At 64.1% G+C, this 17,514-nt stretch carries 17 protein-coding genes; 6 read left to right on the top strand and 11 right to left on the bottom strand.

Going from position 1 to position 17,514, the window contains the following annotated elements; genetic code table 11:
• Positions 1–117: 117 nt before the first annotated feature.
• The 5 genes from fba to VPH41_RS01245 form a co-directional block, all read right to left on the bottom strand.
• Positions 118–1,182, bottom strand: coding sequence for a class II fructose-bisphosphate aldolase (fba, locus tag VPH41_RS01265; RefSeq protein ID WP_010401625.1), 1,065 nt, complete (start codon positions 1,180–1,182; stop codon positions 118–120).
• An 85-nt stretch (positions 1,183–1,267) separates the two neighbouring features.
• Positions 1,268–2,728, bottom strand: a complete 1,461-nt coding sequence (pyk, locus tag VPH41_RS01260) for a pyruvate kinase (protein ID WP_152254955.1) — start codon at positions 2,726–2,728, stop codon at positions 1,268–1,270.
• Between the two features lie 111 nt (positions 2,729–2,839).
• On the bottom strand, positions 2,840–4,051 hold the full coding sequence (locus tag VPH41_RS01255; protein ID WP_328568707.1) for a phosphoglycerate kinase: 1,212 nt from the start codon (positions 4,049–4,051) through the stop codon (positions 2,840–2,842).
• A gap of 77 nt (positions 4,052–4,128) precedes the next feature.
• Positions 4,129–4,479, bottom strand: coding sequence for an AzlD domain-containing protein (locus VPH41_RS01250; RefSeq protein ID WP_152284216.1), 351 nt, complete (start codon positions 4,477–4,479; stop codon positions 4,129–4,131).
• The gene (locus VPH41_RS01245) at positions 4,472–5,206 is read right to left on the bottom strand and encodes an AzlC family ABC transporter permease (protein ID WP_328568706.1); all 735 of its coding nucleotides are present in this window, start codon (positions 5,204–5,206) and stop codon (positions 4,472–4,474) included. Before VPH41_RS01245 ends, VPH41_RS01250 begins: the two co-directional genes overlap by 8 nt.
• A 258-nt stretch (positions 5,207–5,464) precedes the next feature.
• Between VPH41_RS01245 and VPH41_RS01240 the strand changes: the two genes are divergently transcribed.
• From VPH41_RS01240 to VPH41_RS01225, 4 genes are all read left to right on the top strand, one after another.
• Positions 5,465–5,659, top strand: a complete 195-nt coding sequence (locus VPH41_RS01240) for a zinc-finger domain-containing protein (protein ID WP_034780619.1) — start codon at positions 5,465–5,467, stop codon at positions 5,657–5,659.
• 74 nt (positions 5,660–5,733) lie between these two features.
• Positions 5,734–6,159 (top strand): YybH family protein, encoded by a 426-nt coding sequence (locus tag VPH41_RS01235; RefSeq protein WP_152284214.1) that lies wholly within the window; start codon positions 5,734–5,736, stop codon positions 6,157–6,159.
• Positions 6,159–7,184 (top strand): YheT family hydrolase, encoded by a 1,026-nt coding sequence (locus tag VPH41_RS01230; RefSeq protein WP_328568705.1) that lies wholly within the window; start codon positions 6,159–6,161, stop codon positions 7,182–7,184. The genes VPH41_RS01235 and VPH41_RS01230 overlap by 1 nt, the downstream gene beginning before the upstream one ends.
• Positions 7,177–7,773, top strand: a complete 597-nt coding sequence (locus VPH41_RS01225; RefSeq protein WP_328568704.1) for a DUF2946 family protein — start codon at positions 7,177–7,179, stop codon at positions 7,771–7,773. Before VPH41_RS01230 ends, VPH41_RS01225 begins: the two co-directional genes overlap by 8 nt.
• Here VPH41_RS01225 and VPH41_RS01220 read toward each other — a convergent pair.
• Positions 7,770–9,359 carry a beta-barrel assembly-enhancing protease gene (locus tag VPH41_RS01220; protein ID WP_328568703.1) on the bottom strand — a complete coding sequence of 530 codons (1,590 nt, stop codon included), beginning with the start codon at positions 9,357–9,359 and terminating at the stop codon, positions 7,770–7,772. The genes VPH41_RS01225 and VPH41_RS01220 overlap by 4 nt on opposite strands.
• Positions 9,360–9,555: 196 nt before the next feature.
• Between VPH41_RS01220 and moaC the strand changes: the two genes are divergently transcribed.
• Positions 9,556–10,062 (top strand): cyclic pyranopterin monophosphate synthase MoaC, encoded by a 507-nt coding sequence (moaC, locus tag VPH41_RS01215; protein ID WP_328568702.1) that lies wholly within the window; start codon positions 9,556–9,558, stop codon positions 10,060–10,062.
• Here moaC and VPH41_RS01210 read toward each other — a convergent pair whose 3' ends face one another.
• The gene (locus tag VPH41_RS01210) at positions 10,063–10,443 is read right to left on the bottom strand and encodes a DUF6713 family protein (protein WP_328568701.1); all 381 of its coding nucleotides are present in this window, start codon (positions 10,441–10,443) and stop codon (positions 10,063–10,065) included.
• A gap of 163 nt (positions 10,444–10,606) precedes the next feature.
• On the opposite strand from VPH41_RS01210, the gene VPH41_RS01205 reads away from it, so the two are divergent.
• Positions 10,607–11,329, top strand: a complete 723-nt coding sequence (locus VPH41_RS01205; protein WP_287775383.1) for a flagellar brake protein — start codon at positions 10,607–10,609, stop codon at positions 11,327–11,329.
• A 21-nt stretch (positions 11,330–11,350) separates the two neighbouring features.
• Here the strand turns inward: VPH41_RS01205 and VPH41_RS01200 are convergent, their stop codons facing one another.
• The 4 genes from VPH41_RS01200 to VPH41_RS01185 all read right to left on the bottom strand — a co-directional run bounded on the left by VPH41_RS01200 (position 11,351) and on the right by VPH41_RS01185 (position 17,507).
• Positions 11,351–11,815, bottom strand: coding sequence for a pilin (locus tag VPH41_RS01200; RefSeq protein ID WP_328568700.1), 465 nt, complete (start codon positions 11,813–11,815; stop codon positions 11,351–11,353).
• A 127-nt stretch (positions 11,816–11,942) separates the two neighbouring features.
• Positions 11,943–15,035 carry an efflux RND transporter permease subunit gene (locus tag VPH41_RS01195; protein ID WP_328568699.1) on the bottom strand — a complete coding sequence of 1,031 codons (3,093 nt, stop codon included), beginning with the start codon at positions 15,033–15,035 and terminating at the stop codon, positions 11,943–11,945.
• Positions 15,025–16,188: an efflux RND transporter periplasmic adaptor subunit gene (locus tag VPH41_RS01190; RefSeq protein WP_328568698.1), complete on the bottom strand. Its 1,164-nt coding sequence runs from the start codon at positions 16,186–16,188 to the stop codon at positions 15,025–15,027. The genes VPH41_RS01195 and VPH41_RS01190 overlap by 11 nt, the downstream gene beginning before the upstream one ends.
• A complete protein-coding gene (locus VPH41_RS01185) occupies positions 16,185–17,507 on the bottom strand; it encodes a TolC family protein (protein WP_328568697.1) in 1,323 nt (440 codons plus the stop codon). Before VPH41_RS01185 ends, VPH41_RS01190 begins: the two co-directional genes overlap by 4 nt.
• Between the last annotated feature and the right edge of the window lie 7 nt (positions 17,508–17,514).

Here is a 17,514-nt window from a genome sequence, read left to right as displayed (position 1 = left end):
AGCGGGGGAATAGTTGGATGAAACGAAACCGGCAGGCAGGGGGTGCCCGCCGGTCGAGAAAATCGGGCACAGGGATACGCTGTCTGCGGATGCCTGCTGCCCGTTCCAGACAGAATTTTACTTCACAATTTGCGACAGCTCGCCGGCCTTGTAGCGCTCGGCCATTTTTTCCATCGTGATGACCTTGATTTTCGACGCCTGGCCTTCGCAGCCGAACGCCTGCATGCGGGCGCGCACGATCTGCTCGGCAGCGGTGCGCGCTGGCTTCAGGAAGTCGCGCGGGTCGAATTTCGACGGGTTCTCGAACAGGTACTTGCGGATCGCGGCCGTCATCGCCAGACGGATGTCGGTGTCGATGTTGATCTTGCGCACGCCGTGACGGATGCCTTCCTGGATTTCCTCGACGGGCACGCCATAGGTTTCCTTCATGTCGCCGCCGAATTCGCGGATGATGGCCAGCAATTCCTGCGGCACCGACGACGAACCGTGCATCACCAGGTGGGTATTCGGGATGCGCGCGTGGATTTCCTTGATGCGGTCGATGGCCAGAATGTCGCCCGTCGGCTTGCGCGTGAATTTGTAGGCGCCGTGCGAGGTGCCGATGGCGATGGCCAGGGCGTCGCACTGGGTGCGCTGCACGAAGTCGGCCGCTTGCGCCACGTCCGTCAACAGTTGCTCGCGGGTCATGGTGCCGTCGGCGCCATGGCCGTCTTCCTTGTCGCCCTTCATGGTTTCCAGCGAACCGAGCACGCCCAGTTCCGCTTCCACCGTCACGCCGATGGCGTGCGAGAATTTCACCACTTCACGCGACACTTCCACGTTGTATTCGTAGGAAGCCACCGACTTGCCGTCCGCTTCCAGCGAACCGTCCATCATCACGGAAGTAAAACCCGAGCGGATGGCGGCCATGCAGACGGCCGGCGACTGGCCGTGATCCTGGTGCATGACGACGGGAATGTGCGGATACGCTTCGACGGCGGCGTCGATCAGGTGGCGCAGGAACGCTTCACCGGCGTACTTGCGCGCGCCAGCGGACGCCTGCATGATCACCGGCGAGTTCAGGGCATCGGCGGCGGCCATGATGGCTTGCACTTGCTCCAGGTTATTGACGTTGAAAGCAGGAATGCCATAACCGTTTTCGGCGGCATGGTCCAGCAGTTGACGCATGGATACGAGAGACATGGTAATACTCCAGATAACAATAGAAACCGTTGCGGCGCTGCGCGGCTCGTGGCGGATGGCCGCGCCGGCGCCTGAATTCTTTACATCAGATCAGCACTGATTCAAGGTCGCCCACCTTGACAATCTTCAGGGCGTTCGTGCCGCCCACCTGGCCCATGGGCTCGCCCCAGGTGACGACGATCATGTCGCCCTTCCGGACGATGCCCTGTTCCACCAGCAAGTCTTCCGCCTGTTTCAGCACTTGCGCGCTGGGGGCGTTCTGCATCAGATGATACGCCCGAACATTGCGGTACAGCGCGGCTTTGCGCAAAGTCGTCACGCTGGGCGTGAGCGCGTAGATCGGCGTGTCGATGCTGTGGCGGCTCATCCACAAAGCGGTGGAGCCGGACTCCGTCAGGGCCACGATGGCTTTTACGCGCAAATGGTGGGCCGTAAACAGGGCGCCGTAGGCGATCGACTGGTCGATGCGGGTAAACGTGACGTTGAGGAAGTCGGCGTCAAGCTTGTTGTATTCGGACTGTTCCGCCTCGACGCAGATGGCGGCCATCATTTCCACCGTTTCGATCGGGTACTTGCCCGAGGCCGTCTCGGCCGAGGTCATGACGGCGTCCGTGCCGTCCAGCACGGCATTGGCCACGTCCGATACTTCGGCGCGGGTCGGCACGGCGTGGACGATCATCGATTCCATCATCTGCGTGGCCGTGATCGCCAGTTTATTTGACGCGCGCGCCATCTTGATCATGCGCTTCTGCAGGGCCGGCACGGCCGCATTGCCCACTTCAACCGCCAGGTCGCCGCGCGCCACCATGATGCCGTCGGACGCGTCGAGGATTTCCTGCAGGGCAGGAATGGCTTCCGCGCGCTCGATCTTGGCGATCATCATCGGCTTGTGGTGGTACGGTTCGCCCGCGATATTGGCCAGCTGGCGCGCCATTTCCATGTCGGTCGCGCATTTCGGGAAGGAAATCGCCAGATAGTCGGCCTGGAAACTCATGGCCGTCTTGATATCTTCCATATCCTTGGCCGTCAGCGCCGGCGCGGACAAGCCGCCGCCCTGGCGGTTGATGCCCTTGTTGTTCGACAACTCGCCGCCGATTTTCACGGTGGTGTGGATTTCGCTGCCGTGGATGCGCTCGACGATCAGCACGATGAGGCCATCGTTGAGCAGCAGCACGTCATGCTTGTGCAGGTCGCGCGGCAAGGCCTTGTAGTCGAGGCCGACTCTTTCCTGGTTGCCCAGTTCGCCGTTCTCGCCCCACTTGGCGTCGAGGATGAACTTGTCGCCCGCCTCGAGCTGGATGCGGGAATTTTCAAACTTGCCGACGCGAATCTTCGGCCCCTGCATGTCGGCCATGATGGCCACTTCGCGGCCGCACTCGAGCGCAGCCAGGCGTACCAGCGCCGCGCGGTCGATATGGTCTTGCGCCTTGCCGTGGGAAAAATTCAAACGCACCACGTCGACGCCCGCCCGTATCATCTTGACCAGGATATCGAAGTCAGTGGAGGCGGGGCCGATTGTTGCTACGATTTTTGTACCACGTGGCATAGGAATCCTTGTGCGCGAGCGAAGGTGAGCAAGGCCGGTTGATCAGGCATCCGGCAAGGTAAAAGCGCAGCGGTCAGGCTGCGCTTGGTATTGCACTACAATCAGGCTGTATCAGCCAGCACGTTGCATGAGAATTTCCACGGCGGGCAAAGTCTTGCCTTCCAGGAACTCCAGGAAAGCGCCGCCGCCCGTCGAGATATAGCTGATTTGTTCGGTAATGTCGTACTTGGCAATCGCCGCCAGCGTGTCGCCACCGCCGGCAATCGAAAAGGCTTTCGATTCAGCAATGGCCAGCGCCAGGGTCTTGGTGCCGTTGCCGAACTGGTCGAATTCGAACACGCCCACGGGGCCGTTCCACACGATGGTGCCGGCGGCGGCGATCTGCTGCGCCAGCAGGGCAGCCGTTTTCGGGCCGATATCGAGGATCATGTCGTCGTCCGCCACATCGGCCACGTCCTTGACGGTGGCGGCGGCCGTGGGCGAAAACTCCTTGGCGCACACGACATCGACAGGAATCGGCACTTGCGCGCCGCGCTTGGCCATGATCTCGATGATGGCTTTTGCTTCCTCGACGAGTTCCGCTTCCACCAGCGACTTGCCCACGTTCAAGCCAACGGCTTTCATGAAGGTGTTGGCGATGCCGCCGCCGACGATCAGGTTATCGACCTTGTCGGACAGGGCTTTCAAGATGGTCAGCTTGCTCGATACTTTCGAACCAGCAACGATGGCCAGCAATGGACGGGCCGGCGCGTGCAAGGCCTTGCCCAGCGCGTCCAGTTCGGCGGCCAGCAGCGGGCCGGCGCAGGCGACGGGGGCAAACTTGGCGATGCCGTGCGTGGACGCTTCGGCGCGGTGGGCCGTGCCAAACGCGTCATTGACGTAGATATCGCACAATTTGGCCATTTTTTGCGCCAGCTCATCGCTGTTTTTCTTTTCGCCCTTGTTCACGCGCACGTTTTCCAGCAGGACGACCTGGCCGGCAGCCAGATTGTCCAGGCCGGCGCCATCGATCCAGTTTTGTTTCAGTGCCACTTCCTGGCCCAGCAGCTCGGACAGGCGTGCCGCCACGGGCGCCAGGCTGTCGGCCGGCTTGAATTCGCCTTCCGTCGGACGGCCCAGGTGCGACGTCACCATGACGGCAGCGCCAGCGTCGAGGGCGGCGCGGATGGCCGGCACCGAGGCGCGGATGCGCGTGTCTTCGGTAATCTTGCCACTGTCATCTTGCGGGACGTTCAGGTCGGCGCGGATAAATACGCGCTTGCCTTGCAGTGCATTTTGGGCGATCAAATCTTGCAGACGGATGAAGTTGAGAACAGCTGACATGGCGATCCAGATGACGAGTGGAAGGAAGTGCGCTATTTTACCGCAATGACCAGAGCAAATCGCCGATTTGTCCTGCTTTACTGAAAAACGTGCAACAGTCGCAAGCCCGTGAAAACCAGCATGCCAAACACGATGGTTTGCAGCATATTGCGCCGGATCACAAAAAAGATCGTGGCGGCAATACCCGACAAGAGTTTCAAATTAGATAATTCGAAGTGCACCTGCTGCCCCTCCATCAGCATGTCGGGCGCGATGATGGCCGCCAGCGCGCACGCCGGCGCATAGCGCAGCATCTCGCCCACGCGGCGCGGAATGGTGATGTGATGGCCGATCAGCCAGAACGTGCTGCGCGTGGCGGCCGTGGCCACCGTCAGCACGGCGATGGCGATCCATACGTCGGTCCTGCCCCAGTCGATACCGTCAAACATGGCGTTTTGTCCATTTTTCTGTCAATTCTTCCACGGCCATGGCGCTGACCATGCCCACCAGCACGGCCACCAGCAAGCCCAGCTTGTATGGCAAGCCATAGGCCAGCACGGCCACCATACCCGCCACCAGCACGCCGCACAGGGCCGCGCGGCTGAGGATCAGGGGCACGGTCACGCACAGGATCGCCAGGGTGCCGGCAAAACCCAGTCCCCATTCGGCCGGCACGACGGCGCCCAGCACGATGCCGATGAAGGAGCCGATTTGCCAGGCCATCCAGTTGGGGTAGATCAGGCCCTTGAGGAAGGGCAGCTTGGCGGGGTCCGGCGTTTCATGGGGATAGCGCTGCAGGAACAGGCCCACCGTGATATCGCCGGACACATAACCGAGCGCAAAGCGCTGGCGCCACGGCAGATGGGTAAAATGGGGGGCCAGCAGCACGGAAAAGATGACAAAACGCAAATTTACGACGAGGGCCGTGGCAAAGATCACCCACACGGGCGCATGCGCCGCCAGCAGGGGCAGGGAAGCGAGCTGGGCCGAACCGGCAAAGACAAACAGGGTCATCGCCCCTGCCTGCGCCACCGTCAGGCCGCTTTTCACCATGGCCACGCCCACCACCATGCCCCAGGCGGCGATGCCCAGCAGGCTGGGCGCGCCCAGTTTCAATCCTGCGCGCCAGGCGTCTTTCAGCAGGACATCATCGCGGGCGGCCGCGATGGCGTTCATGCGGCGCTCCGGCTGGCTGAGTGTGGTAACTGCACAACAATGGTGCGTGGCGAGAAGGGCGACAACGGCGGTACCGGCAAGGCAAATCCAGTCAGTGTGGCGCTGCAGGCGCCATATTTTCGCAAAAAAACGCGCCGCAGCCGAAGAGGGTCGAGCCGCCATTTTAGCCATGATTTTTGCTGTCTGCCTGAATCCGTTAAAATCGTGCTTTTGGCAGCAGCCGACTTCCTTCCATACAGCCTCACGGAGCATGACAAGATGACAAAAACCACCCAGCCAGCGGTCGAACTCGACAGTAAAGACCTGCCAGCCCACTGCCCTAACCCGGCCATGCCGCTGTGGTCGTCGCATCCGCGTGTCTTCCTGGAATTCAACAAGGACGGTATCGCCAAGTGCCCGTACTGCGGCACGGCCTACACCCTGAAGGAAGGCGCCAGCGCCGGCCATCATTAAACTGCCCAGCGGCGCGCCTCCAGCGCGCCGTTTTCATTTACACAGCTAGCTGTACCGCTCAAGCCGGAGTCGTCATGAAACGTCTGAAAGAACTCAATGGCAGCGCCGCGGAAATCGAGGCGGCCTTCTACGATGCCTTGCACCGCGCCGACCTCGAAGCGCTGATGGCGCTCTGGGCCGACGATGAAGAGATCGTCTGCATCCACCCGGGCGGCGCCCGCCTGATCGGCCATGCCGCCATCCGCGCCTCGTGGGAAACCATCTTGGCGGGCGGCGGCCTGCATATCGTGCCGGCCCAGCTGCATGAAACGCACAATTTGATGAGTTCGGTACACACGGTGATCGAAGGCGTCACCAATGAAGATGGCGCTCCCGCCCACCTGCTGGCCACGAACGTGTATGTGAAAACGCCGCGCGGCTGGCGCATCGTGCTGCACCACGCCTCCATCGCCCCCGGTGGCGCGCCGGCCGACGCCACGGGAGCGCAGATCCTGCACTGATGGCTTTATCTCTTTCCTACACCGCCCCGCTCTGGCTGCCTGGCGGCCATGCGCAGACGATTTATCCCGCCGTGTGCCTTGCCAAGCCGGCCGTGGCCTTCCGCCGCGAACGCTGGCAGGCGCCCGATGGCGATTTCGTCGACGTCGACCTGGTCGACGGCCAGCCGGGCCAGCCCTTCGTGGTGCTGTTCCACGGCCTGGAAGGCTCGTCCAACAGCCACTACGCGCGCGCCCTGATGGCCGAGGTGGCCGCGCGCGGCTGGTCGGGCGCCGTGCCGCATTTTCGCGGCTGCTCGGGCGAAGCCAACCTGGCGCCCCGCTTCTACCATTCAGGCGATGCACAGGAAGTGGACTGGATCGTGCAGCGCCTGCGCCCGCGCGCGACAGGCAAGTTTTACGCGGCCGGCGTCTCGCTGGGCGGCAACGCCCTGCTGTGCTGGCTGGGCCAGTCGCAGCACCAGGCCGATTTCATCGATGCGGCCGCGGCCGTGTCGGCCCCGCTGGACCTGGCGCAAGGGGGCAAGGCCCTGTCTTGCGGCGCCAACCGGCTCTATACGCGCATGTTCCTGAACACCTTGAAACCCAAATGCCTGGCCAAGCTGGAACAGTTTCCCGGCCTGTTCGCACGCGACGCCATGCTGGCCGCGCGCGACTTGCACGCCTTCGACAATGTCGTCACGGCGCCCCTGCACGGCTACCGCGACGCCGACGATTACTGGCACCGCGCCAGCGCCAAGCACGTCTTGCCGGACATCACCGTGCCCACCCTGGTGCTGAATGCGCAAAATGATCCTTTCCTGCCCGGACGCTTCCTGCCCCGCACCGCAGCGCCCAGGGTCACGCTCGAGTATCCGCGCCACGGCGGCCACGTCGGCTTTGCCGCGGGCAAGTTGCCGGGAAGCACGCGCTGGCTGCCGCAGCGCCTGATTCATTTTTTTGAAGGCGGCAGCACGGCGCCACCGGCGCCGCAAAGCTGTCACGCTGGCGATGCGCGCACTCACACGGAAAACGCTACACATGGATGAACTCGTCAAACAGGCCCTGGCCAAATGGCCGAACGTGCCCCACTGCTACGGCTGGCTGGGCCTGGACGCGCGCGGCAACTGGCGCATGCGCGACCAGCATGCGCAGCAGCAACAACTGCCTGGCGACAAGATCGCCCACGTGGCCCTGCTGAACTTTATCAACCGCAATTACGACCATGACGAGCGGGGCTGCTGGTTTTTCCAGAATGGCCCGCAACGCGTGTACCTGAACCTGGAAGCGACGCCGTACATCGCGCGCAGCGACCCGCAGCACGGCTTCGTGCTGCAGACGGGCGCGCCGCTGGAACAGATCGCGCAAGCGTATTTGTGTGACAACGGCGCGCTGATCTTGCGCCAGGGCGACATCGTCGCGCAAGTCGACGACCGCGACATGGCGCAAGTGCTGCCTGCGTTGCGCCTGGACGGCCAGGCCCTGAGCGACGACGCGCTGCTGGCCTGGCTGGAAAATGGCCAGGGACACTTGGTGTTATTGCATAACGGCAAGGAAATTGCCGTGCAGCCCCTGAGCTACGATGCCGTGGCGCCCACCTTCGGCTTCCGGCGCGCGCCGCAAGCGGAGAAGGGCTAGCCCTTCTGGTCCTTGAGCTGTTCGCGGCGTTTTTCCTGCAATTCCCGCTCGCGCGCATCGATCACGGCCTGGTCATAGAAAGTCGCGTCCGTCGACTTGCGGGCAATCGTCAGCTGGTCCAGCGCGGCCATGGTGGCGCCCTGCAGCACGTAGGATTCGGCCAGCGCCATGTGCTGCAAGGTCATCTTGCCCTGGTCCGCATAGGCTTTCGCCAGCAAGTCATACAGTTCCGGCTCTTCCTTGTACAGCTGCACCTGGTCGCGCAGGTACAAGGTCGATTGCTCCAGTTTGCCGGCAGCCATCAGCGCTTCCGCATACTGGTGGGCAATGCCGCGCGACAGGGGAAATTGCTGGCGCGCCGCATCGGCCGCCTTCAGCGCCTGCTGCGCCACTTCCTTCTTTTGCGCCGGCATCAACAACACTTCCAGCCCCATCGCCGCCAGCAGCGAATTGGGGCCCTGCGTGCCGCCCGAGGTAAACACATTCGGTCCGGCAGGCTGGTGCAGGGCGGCATTGGCCGCATCGAGTTCCTTTTGCGCCTCGGCGGGCTTGCCCTGCTTGACGGCAACGAAAGACAAGCCGTAATGGGCGGCCGTCACCTGGAAGCGGCTTTGCTGTTCCAGCTGCGTCTTGAACACGGCCTTGGCATTCAACAAGCCTTGCATGCTCTCATCCTGCAGCACGCGGGCGCGGGCGCGCGCCAGGTGGAAACTCAGGCTGTCCGGGCGCTGCTTGTACGGCTGCTCGCGGATGCGCGCCTGGATGTCGGCGATACGTTCCGTCGTCAGCGGGTGCGTCTGCAGATAGGCGGGCATCAGGTCGCTGTACGAACGGCTGGCCGCCTGCATGCGGCCGAAGAAGGCCACCATGCCGGTGGTATCGAAACCGGCCTCGCCCATGATCTGGAAACCGATGCGGTCCGCCTCGCGTTCGGCATCGCGGCCGAAATTGAGCTGGCGCTGGATGGCCAGGCCCTGGCCGGCGGCAAACACGCCCAGGGCCACGTCGCCGCCCGCGCGTGAAGCCAGCGCCGCCAGCAGCATGGCCGCCAGCGGCATCAGGGCATCTTGGCGCTGCTGGCCCAGCATGCGCGCGATATGGCGCTGCGCCACGTGGCCGATCTCGTGCGACAGCACGGAAGCCAGTTCCGCCTCCGTTTGCGCCGCCAGCACCAGGGCCGAGTGGACGCCGATGAAGCCGCCGGGCAAGGCAAACGCGTTCAGTTGCGGGTCGCGCACGGCAAAGAAAAAGTAATCGTAATTCGTTTCGCCGCGCACGCTGGGGCGCGCCGCCACGAGGGCGTTGCCGAAGGTATTCAGGTATTCGAGCAGGGGCGCGTCGTCGAGGTAGTCGCGGTCGCCGCGGATGCCCCGCATGATTTCCTCGCCGATCTTGCGCTCCATTGCCGGCGACAGGTCTTCGCGCGAGGTATCGCCCAGGTTGGGCAGGTTCGGCGCTGGCGGCACGGCCAGCGGCGTCCAGTTGCCGGCCGGCTTGGCCGCCGCGCCGGCAGCTGGCGCCACCGGCGCGGACGTATAGGTTTGCGCCGGCGCGCATGGCGCAGCCAGGCAGAGGGCCGCGAGCACGGACACGCGCCAAGGGCTGCGCAGCAATGCCGCACGGGCGTTTTCAAGTACGGTCGGAAGGGTAGTTTTTGAATTCACGGGTGCTATCATACCTTGTTCGCGGCGCCCATTCCCACGCAACAAGCATGCGCCATGCCAGCGGCATGACGCGGTGGCACGGCGCGCCGCGCCCCCACTTCTCATCTATTTTGACGCCATGACAACAGCAGACAAGCAAGCCCCCGCCGGGGAACTGACCCATTTCGACGCCACGGGCCAGGCCCATATGGTCGACGTGGGCAGCAAGGAAGACACGCGCCGCAGCGCCGTGGCCGCCGGCACCATCCGCATGCAGCCGGCCACCCTGGCATTGATTATTTCCGGCAACACCAAGAAAGGCGACGTGCTGGGCATCGCCCGCATCGCCGCCATCATGGGCGCCAAGCGCACCAGCGACCTGATTCCCCTGTGCCACCCGCTGGCCCTCACGCGCGTCACCGTCGACTTCGAAGTGGACGCCGCGGCCAACAGCGTGCACTGCCGCGCCCAGGTCGACACCACGGGCAAGACGGGCGTGGAAATGGAAGCACTGACGTCCGTGCAGGTCGGTTTGCTGACGATCTACGACATGTGCAAGGCTGTCGACCGGGGCATGGTCATGACCAACGTGCGCGTGCTGGAAAAGCATGGCGGCAAATCCGGCGATTGGCACGCCGAAGTGTAACTATGCCGGCTGGCGCGCCAGTTGGCCCTGGACGCGGCGCAAGTCACACAGCAACCATGCGGCGCAGCCCAGGCACAGCACGATGATGGCCACGGACAGGGGCAGGTGGAACTGTTCCTGCCCCGCCAGCGCAAAGCCGGCGTGAATCAGGCACGTTCCCACGCCCAGCGCGGCGCACACTGCCGCATACAGTGTCGCCCGCGGAGTGGCCAGCAGCACGTGCCGGTAACCGGCCAGTACCAGGGCAACCGCCGCCAGGTTAAAGAGCAGAAAACCCTGCACGCCGCCCGGCACATGAAACATCTCCCACTCTTTCCAGTAGGCAGCGTCGATTTGATGCAGGATCAACAACAACATGGTCCAGAAGTAGCTGCGTGACATAAAATTTACATTCGTCAATATTGACGCAATTGTAAAGCCTGAATACTGCATCAGCACGTGCGCAGGGCATTTTTTGATGCCAATATGAATTTCATTGATATAAATGCTTTTTCATCAAGAAATCATGCATACTGCGAGTCGACCATATCAAGATGAGCATCGCATGACTAGTAACAAGCCCGCCGCGGAAACCAAGCTCCAGGACTTCGAATTCGAGGCGATGAATCTGCAGGTGGGAGGACGCATCCAGTTCATCACGCATCGCACCATCAAACCCATCCAGCACTTTTCGACCCTGATCGGCTACGTCAAAGACGAGTACCTGATCGTCAAGATTCCCATGGAGAATGGCGCCGCCATCGTGCTCAACGAAGGCGACAAGCTGACCATCCGCGTATTTTCCGGCGTCACCGTTTGTTCATTTTCCTGCAGCGTGCTGCGCATCTTTGGCCGCCCGCTCAATTATGTCCACCTGAGTTTTCCCGACGCCATCCAGGGCACCAGCCTGCGCACGGCCATGCGCGTGAAAGTGGAAATCCCCGCGCAGCTCAGCTATCGCGACGTGGCGCCCGTGCCCGTGTTTATCGTCAACCTCAGCGTCTCGGGCGCGCTGATCGAAGCGCCCAGCATGCTCACGCCGGATGACGAGGGCGTGGCACTGAGCTTTACCTTGCTTGTGCAGCCGAACAAGCATCAGATGCGCGTCAACACGCGCGCGCGCATCCAGAACGTCAGCGTAGGCAAGCCGTCGAATGGCCATGCCGCCCAGGTGGCTGAAATCTATACGTATGGCGTGCAATTCATCGACCTGGAACCGACCCACTACACCCTGCTGCAAAACCTCACCTATGAAGCGCTGATCGCGGACCGGCAAAAAATCGTGTAATGCCCTGCTGGCAAACCCCGCTTACTGGGTCGGGGTCACGTCGGGAATATTGTTTTTGGTAATCGCTTCCTTTGCCGCCGGATTCGTCACGGTGGTGCTGTTGAACCAGCTCAGACTGCTGGTGCCCGGCTTCATGGTCATCGTCACGCTTTGTCCGCCGATCCCCGTGCCCAGGTCGGCAGCGAGGGTCAGTACGATATTGCCCTTGTCCACAGTGGCGCCCGCCACTTCGCGCGTGGCACTGAAGACGGGAATGGAACTTGGCACGGCCTGGGTGGGCGTGCTGCAGGCAGTCGCCTCGCCTCCGTTTTCCTGCACGCACAGGGCCACGGCCGTCTTCAGCGGCGCGGCGGCGGCCAGCACATTGCTGACCTTGGCCCGCATCGTATAGTCGCCGTACTGGGGAATGGCCACGGCCGCCAGGATGCCGGCAATGGCCACCACGATCATCAGTTCTATCAGGGTAAATCCGCTTTGCGCGCGCATCGTCTTCTCCCATTGTGCATTGCTCACGCCGTACATGGTGCAAGCGCCATGCCAGCGGCACGCCCGGGCAGCGGCGGCACACATGGAAAGAAAAGCGACACTTTTGGGCAGGTTCGGACCAGCTGCGTCAGGCCGCGTCCGCGGACAGTCCTTTCTTTTCCGCAAAATAAGGATACGCCAGAGGCAACAGCAGCAAGGTAAAGAAGGTGGCCGACACGATGCCGCCCACGATCACCACGGCGAACGGGCGCTGGGTTTCCGAACCGATGCCATGCGACAGCGCCGCCGGCAACAAGCCCAGCCCCGCCATCAACGCCGTCATCAGAATGGGCCGCAGGCGTGCCACGGCGCCGGCGATGGCGCTATCGACGGCGCTGCCATCGTGCCGGGCGATCTCGACGATCTGCTCGACCATGATGACGCCATTCTGTACCGAGATACCGGCCACGGCAATGAAGCCGACCGCCGCCGAGACGGAAAAATGCAGGCCGACCAGCGCCAGGCCCAGGATGCCGCCGATCAGGGTAAACGGCACGATGGACAGGATCAGCATGGCCTTGCGCACGGAGCGGAAAGCCCAGAACAGCAGCGAAAAGATCATCAGCGCGGTGATCGGCACGATTACTTCCAGGCGCTTTACGGCGCGCTGCTGGTTTTCGAACTGCCCCCCCCAAGTGATCTGGTAGCCAGGCGGCAGGTGCACGAGCCGTGCCACTTTTTCTTGAGCCTCAGCAACAAAACTGCCCTGGTCACGGCCCAGCAGATTGGCCTTGACGGACGCATTGCGCCCGCCCGCTTCGCGGCTGATGCGGGCCGCGCCCTGGCGTACCTCGATATGCGCCAGCTCGGCCAACGCCACCGTGCCCGCGCCACCTGGCAAATTGACCTGCAGGGCGCCGATGGCGTCGACGGAATCGCGCGCCGCTTCCTTCAGGCGCACGGTAATGTCGAAACGCCGGTCGCCTTCGAAATACGCGTTGACGACGTTGCCCGCCAGCGCAGTCTGGATCGCCGTGTTGACATCGGCCACGTTGACACCCAGGCGGGCGATGCGTTCGCGGTCGATAACGATGTCGAGTTCGCTTTGTCCGCCGATCTTGACGGCGCCCACGTCGGCCGCGCCCGCAATGCCGCCCAGGATGCCGGCGATCTGCTCGCTCTTTTGCGTCAGCACGTCCAGGTCGGGGCCGTAGATCTTCACGGCGATCTCGCCCTTCACGCCGGACAGCGCCTCTTCCACATTGTCTTCGATGACTTGCGAAAAGTTCGTCGGCACGCCGGGCAAGGTGCGTATCTTCGCCGACATGTCGGCCACCAGCGCATCCTTGTCCGCAAAGCGCCAGCTGCCGCGCGGTTTCAGGTCCGCCAGGATTTCCATGTTGTTGCTGCCCTTGGGGTCGGTCCCGTCGTCGGGCCGGCCCACGTGCGAGATGACATTGCCCACTTCCGGATAGGACAGGATGATGGCGCGTACCTGCTGCTCCACGGCGCGCGTCTTTTCCAGCGAACTGGAGGTCGGCAGGCTGACCGTCAGCCACAGGTTGCCCTCGTCGAGCTTGGGCAGGAATTCGCTGCCCAGCAGGGGCGCCAGCGCCAGGGTCACGACCAGCGCCAGCACCGAAGCGAGCATGACGAAGATGCGCTGGCGCTGCGCCGCCGCCAGCAGGCGGCCATAGCCATCCTGGATGCGCTGCAGCCATGCGCTGTGCTTTTCCGCCATCGGATGGCGGCGCATGGTCCAGGCCAGCAAGGTCGGCACCAGGGTCATGGTCAGGATGATAGCGCCCAGCATGGCAAAGCTCAGCGTGAATGCGACGGGCGAGAAGATCTTTCCTTCCACGCGCTGAAAGGTGTAGATGGGGATGAAGGCGACAATGATGATGGCCTTGGCAAACAGGATGGGGTGGCCCAGGTCGACGACCGTCTGCTTCAAGGTGCGCTCGCGCAGGGAGGCATCGTGCCGCCCCTGCTCGCCCAGCAGCGCCAGCCGCACCAGCAAGGCTTCGACCAGCACCACGGCGCTGTCGATGATGATGCCGAAGTCGACCGCCCCCAGCGAAATCAGGTTGGCGGGAATGCCGTGCGCGTCGAGCATGATGAAGGCGAACAGCAGCGACAGGGGAATCACGGCCGCGACGATGAGGGCGGCGCGCCAGTTGCCCAGGAATATCACCAGGATGGCGATCACCAGCGCAGCGCCCAGCAGCAAGTTTTCCGCCACCGTGTGCACCGTGTGGCCGATCAGTTCCGTGCGGTCATAGATCGTGCGCAAGTGCACGCCTTTCGGCAGGCGCGCGTCGAGGCCGGCGATGGCCAGCTTGACGTCGGCCACCACCTTGGCCGCATTGCTGCCCTTGCTCATCTGCACGATGCCTTCCACCACGCTGTTTTCGCGGTTGAAAGCCACCACGCCGGAACGGGGACGATTGCCCACGGTCACTTCGGCCAGGTCCGACACGAGCACCGTGCGCCCGCCCTTGGCGCTGACGATGACGCGGCCGATATCGTCGATGCTGCCGAAGATGCCGATGCCGCGCACCACCAGCGCCTCGTCGCCACGCCGCACCAGGCCGCCGCCCACGTTGGCGCTGTTGTTGTTCAAGGCCGCGCTGAGCTGGTCGATGGTCACGCCATAGCGCTGCAGGGCGGCCGGATCGACCTGCACCTGGTATTCCTTGACAGTACCGCCGAAGCTGACGACGTCGGCCACGCCGGGCACGATGCGCAGCGCGGGACGCACGACCCAATCCTGCAAGGCCCGCACTTCGTTCGCATCCATGCCGGGCGGCACCTCGATCACATAGCGGAAGATTTCACCGACCGCCGTCGACAACGGCGCCAGGCTTGCCTGCACGCCCGTGGGCAAGGTGACGTTCTGCAATTTTTCCAGCACTTGCTGCCGCGCAAAATAGTCGTTCGTGCCATCGGCAAAGGTCAGGGTTACCACGGACAGGCCCGTGATCGTCACGGAACGCAGCTGCGTCTGCTGTGGCACGCCGCTCATTTCCCGCTCGATGGGCAAGGTGACGTTGCGTTCGACTTCCTCCGGCGCCTGGCCCGGGTACTGCGTAACGATCTGCACCTGCACGTCCTGCACGTCGGGAAAGGCTTCGATGGGCAGGTTGCTCAGCGCGCGGTAGCCGAAGACGGCCAGCGCCGCCGTCAGGATCAGCACAAAGACGCGCTGCGCCAGGACAAAATCGATCAGCTTAGCGAGCATTGCTGGCCACCTCGGCGTTGAGGAGGAAGGCGCCTTCCGTGACGACCCGCTCGCCGGCGCTCACGCCCGCATCGACAAAGCTGCTGTCGCGTCCCTTGATGCGCACGTTCACACGGCGCTTTTCAAACGTGCCAGGCTGTTTTTCCACGAAGACATAACTGTACACGCCTTCGGCAAACAGGCTGGTATTGGGCAAGGCCACGGCCAGTATGCTGCCGTCGCCGGCCAGGAAGGAGGCGCGCGCGAACATTTCCGGCTTCAGGGCGCCATCGGCATTGTCCAGTGTGCAGCGCACCTGGATGCGCCGCGTCTGCGGGTCCAGCACCGGCACCACGTGCGCCACCGTGGCGCTGAAGCGGCGTCCCGGGTAGGCATCCGTCTCGACACTGACGGCCTGTCCCTGCCGTACGCTGGCGACGGCGCTTTCCGGTACGTCGACCAGCAGCCACAGGTGGCGCAAGTCGCTGATGACGAACAGGGGCGCGGGGGCGTCGGGACGCACTTCCTGGCCCGGGTTGATCTGGCGGTCGGCGATGGTGCCGGCCAGCGGCGCGCGCAGCGTGTAGCGGCCGTTGTCGCTGCCGGCCGCGTTCAGGCTATGCATGCGCAGCGCTGCGCGCCGCGTTTCCGCGCGTGCCTGCTGGAAGTCGGCATCGGCCGACTCGTAATCCTTGCGCGCCAGCACCTCGCCCCGGAACAGCGTGTCGGCGCGCTGATAGGCCAGTTGCTTGCGCATTTCGTCGGCCTGGGCCTTGCGCCAGTCGGCCTCGGCACTGGCCAGGTCGGGCGAATCCAGGTCAGCCAGCAAGGCGCCGCGTGCCACGCGCTCGCCGCTATCGGCATGCAAGGCCAGCACGCGGCCCAGAACGGGCGAACTGACGCGGGTGGTGACGTTTTCGTCATAGGAAATACGTCCGTTCAGCGCGGCGCTGGCCGGCAGCGGCACGGCGCTCACGGCGGCGATTTTCAGCGTGGCCATCTGCGGCGCATTCACGGCAAAATGCAGCACGCCAGGCGCGGCGACGCTGCTGGCAACGGCTGCGGCCGGCAAGGCGGCGGCGTGCGCCCGCTGCAGATACTGCACGCCCGCGGCGGACCCGCCGCACAGCAGGACGAACATGGCGCCATAGGTCAACGTGCTGCGCGATATCATGGTGTCGTACTTTCAAGAGATGCGGTGGGAAAGGATGCCAGCCAGGCGGCCAGCGCCTTGGCGTAGTCGTTGCGGGCGGCCAGTGCGTCGAGCTGCACGGCACGGTAGCTGCGCCGCACATCCAGTACATCTGCGATCGGCAGGGCGCCGTGCTGGTAAGCGAATTCCGCTGCCTGCGCCGACTTTTGCGCGGCAGGCAGCAGGCTGTCGTCGATGCGCTGCAAACGCTCGCCATTGCTGCGCACGTCGAGGGCGGAACGACTCAGCTCTGCCCTGGCCAGGATGCGCGCCTGCTCGAGGTTTTCCTGCGCCAGGTCCAGCGCCGCCTGGGCGCTGCGGATCTCGCCGTCATACTGGTAGCGCAGGAAGAGCGGCACCTGCACGGATATGCCGAAACTGTTGCCGCTGCCCTGCGGATTGCTGGCGCTGGCAGGATAATGTTCGGCCTGCACGCCGATGGATACGTCGCGCGTGCGTGCGGCGAGCGCCAGCTGGTGCGCCGACCGGGCCGCCGCCACCCTCGCCTGGGCCGCCATCACGTCGGGCCGCCGCGCGATGGCCGCATCGCTGGCCGCGCCGGCCAGATCGGCCTGCGCCAGCGTGCCGGCGGCGACGGCCGCTGGCCAGCCATCGGCCAGCGGCAGCTGCGCCTGGCGGCTGTCGATGCCCGTCAGCAAGGCCAGCGCCTGGCGCGCGTGCGCCACATCGCTGCGCGCCTGCACTGCATCGTTGCTGGCGCGCAGCGCCTCAACTTGTAGCCGCGCCACGTCCGCCGGCGATACCTCTCCCGCCTGCCGCTGCTTCTGCGCCACCTCGACGGTACGCTGGTACAGCTGCGCCGTATCGCCGAGGATGGCCAGGCGTTCGCCCGCCGCCAGCGCATCGTAATACGCCTGGCTGACGGCGAGACGCAACTGGCGCCGCGCCTCGCGCACGTCTTCGCGCGCCCCCTCCTCCTGGTGCAGCGCGCCCTCGCGGCGCAGGCCGCGCTTGCCGCCCCGCTCCAGCAGTTGGTCGATGCGCACGCTGCTGTCGACGGTCTTGCTGCGCAAGCTGCCTGCGCCCACGCCAAGGCCTGGGTTGATGTTCATGGTTTGCACCGTCAGCATGGGATTGGGCGCCGCGGCAGCACTGGTCACGGCGGCGGCGGCACCATCGAGCGCCAGTGCCGACACGCGCACGTCGTGGTTGCGTTCGAGCGCAATGCGCTGCAGCTGCTCCAGCCCCAGGCTGTCTGCCAGCGGGGTCTGCGCATGCAGCAGCAGTGGCAGGCACAAGGGCAGCAGCGCCGCTGGCCACAGGAAACGTTTCATGGACATGATGTTC

It is taken from the genome of Janthinobacterium sp. P210006, assembly GCF_036231885.1.
Lineage (GTDB): Bacteria > Pseudomonadota > Gammaproteobacteria > Burkholderiales > Burkholderiaceae_D > Janthinobacterium > Janthinobacterium violaceinigrum.
This window is presented reverse-complemented; position numbering and strand designations above follow the sequence as displayed.

Bases quoted from the DNA above. Each gene is read 5' to 3' on its own strand.
- fba (WP_010401625.1), bottom strand. From the start codon at position 1,182: ATGTCTCTCGTATCCATGCGTCAACTGCTGGACCATGCCGCCGAAAAC.
- pyk (WP_152254955.1), bottom strand. From the start codon at position 2,728: ATGCCACGTGGTACAAAAATCGTAGCAACAATCGGCCCCGCCTCCACT.
- VPH41_RS01255 (WP_328568707.1), bottom strand. From the start codon at position 4,051: ATGTCAGCTGTTCTCAACTTCATCCGTCTGCAAGATTTGATCGCCCAA.
- VPH41_RS01250 (WP_152284216.1), bottom strand. From the start codon at position 4,479: ATGTTTGACGGTATCGACTGGGGCAGGACCGACGTATGGATCGCCATC.
- VPH41_RS01245 (WP_328568706.1), bottom strand. From the start codon at position 5,206: ATGAACGCCATCGCGGCCGCCCGCGATGATGTCCTGCTGAAAGACGCC.
- VPH41_RS01240 (WP_034780619.1), top strand. From the start codon at position 5,465: ATGACAAAAACCACCCAGCCAGCGGTCGAACTCGACAGTAAAGACCTG.
- VPH41_RS01235 (WP_152284214.1), top strand. From the start codon at position 5,734: ATGAAACGTCTGAAAGAACTCAATGGCAGCGCCGCGGAAATCGAGGCG.
- VPH41_RS01230 (WP_328568705.1), top strand. From the start codon at position 6,159: ATGGCTTTATCTCTTTCCTACACCGCCCCGCTCTGGCTGCCTGGCGGC.
- VPH41_RS01225 (WP_328568704.1), top strand. From the start codon at position 7,177: ATGGATGAACTCGTCAAACAGGCCCTGGCCAAATGGCCGAACGTGCCC.
- moaC (WP_328568702.1), top strand. From the start codon at position 9,556: ATGACAACAGCAGACAAGCAAGCCCCCGCCGGGGAACTGACCCATTTC.
- VPH41_RS01210 (WP_328568701.1), bottom strand. From the start codon at position 10,443: ATGTCACGCAGCTACTTCTGGACCATGTTGTTGTTGATCCTGCATCAA.
- VPH41_RS01205 (WP_287775383.1), top strand. From the start codon at position 10,607: ATGACTAGTAACAAGCCCGCCGCGGAAACCAAGCTCCAGGACTTCGAA.
- VPH41_RS01200 (WP_328568700.1), bottom strand. From the start codon at position 11,815: ATGCGCGCGCAAAGCGGATTTACCCTGATAGAACTGATGATCGTGGTG.
- VPH41_RS01195 (WP_328568699.1), bottom strand. From the start codon at position 15,035: ATGCTCGCTAAGCTGATCGATTTTGTCCTGGCGCAGCGCGTCTTTGTG.
- VPH41_RS01190 (WP_328568698.1), bottom strand. From the start codon at position 16,188: ATGATATCGCGCAGCACGTTGACCTATGGCGCCATGTTCGTCCTGCTG.
- VPH41_RS01185 (WP_328568697.1), bottom strand. From the start codon at position 17,507: ATGTCCATGAAACGTTTCCTGTGGCCAGCGGCGCTGCTGCCCTTGTGC.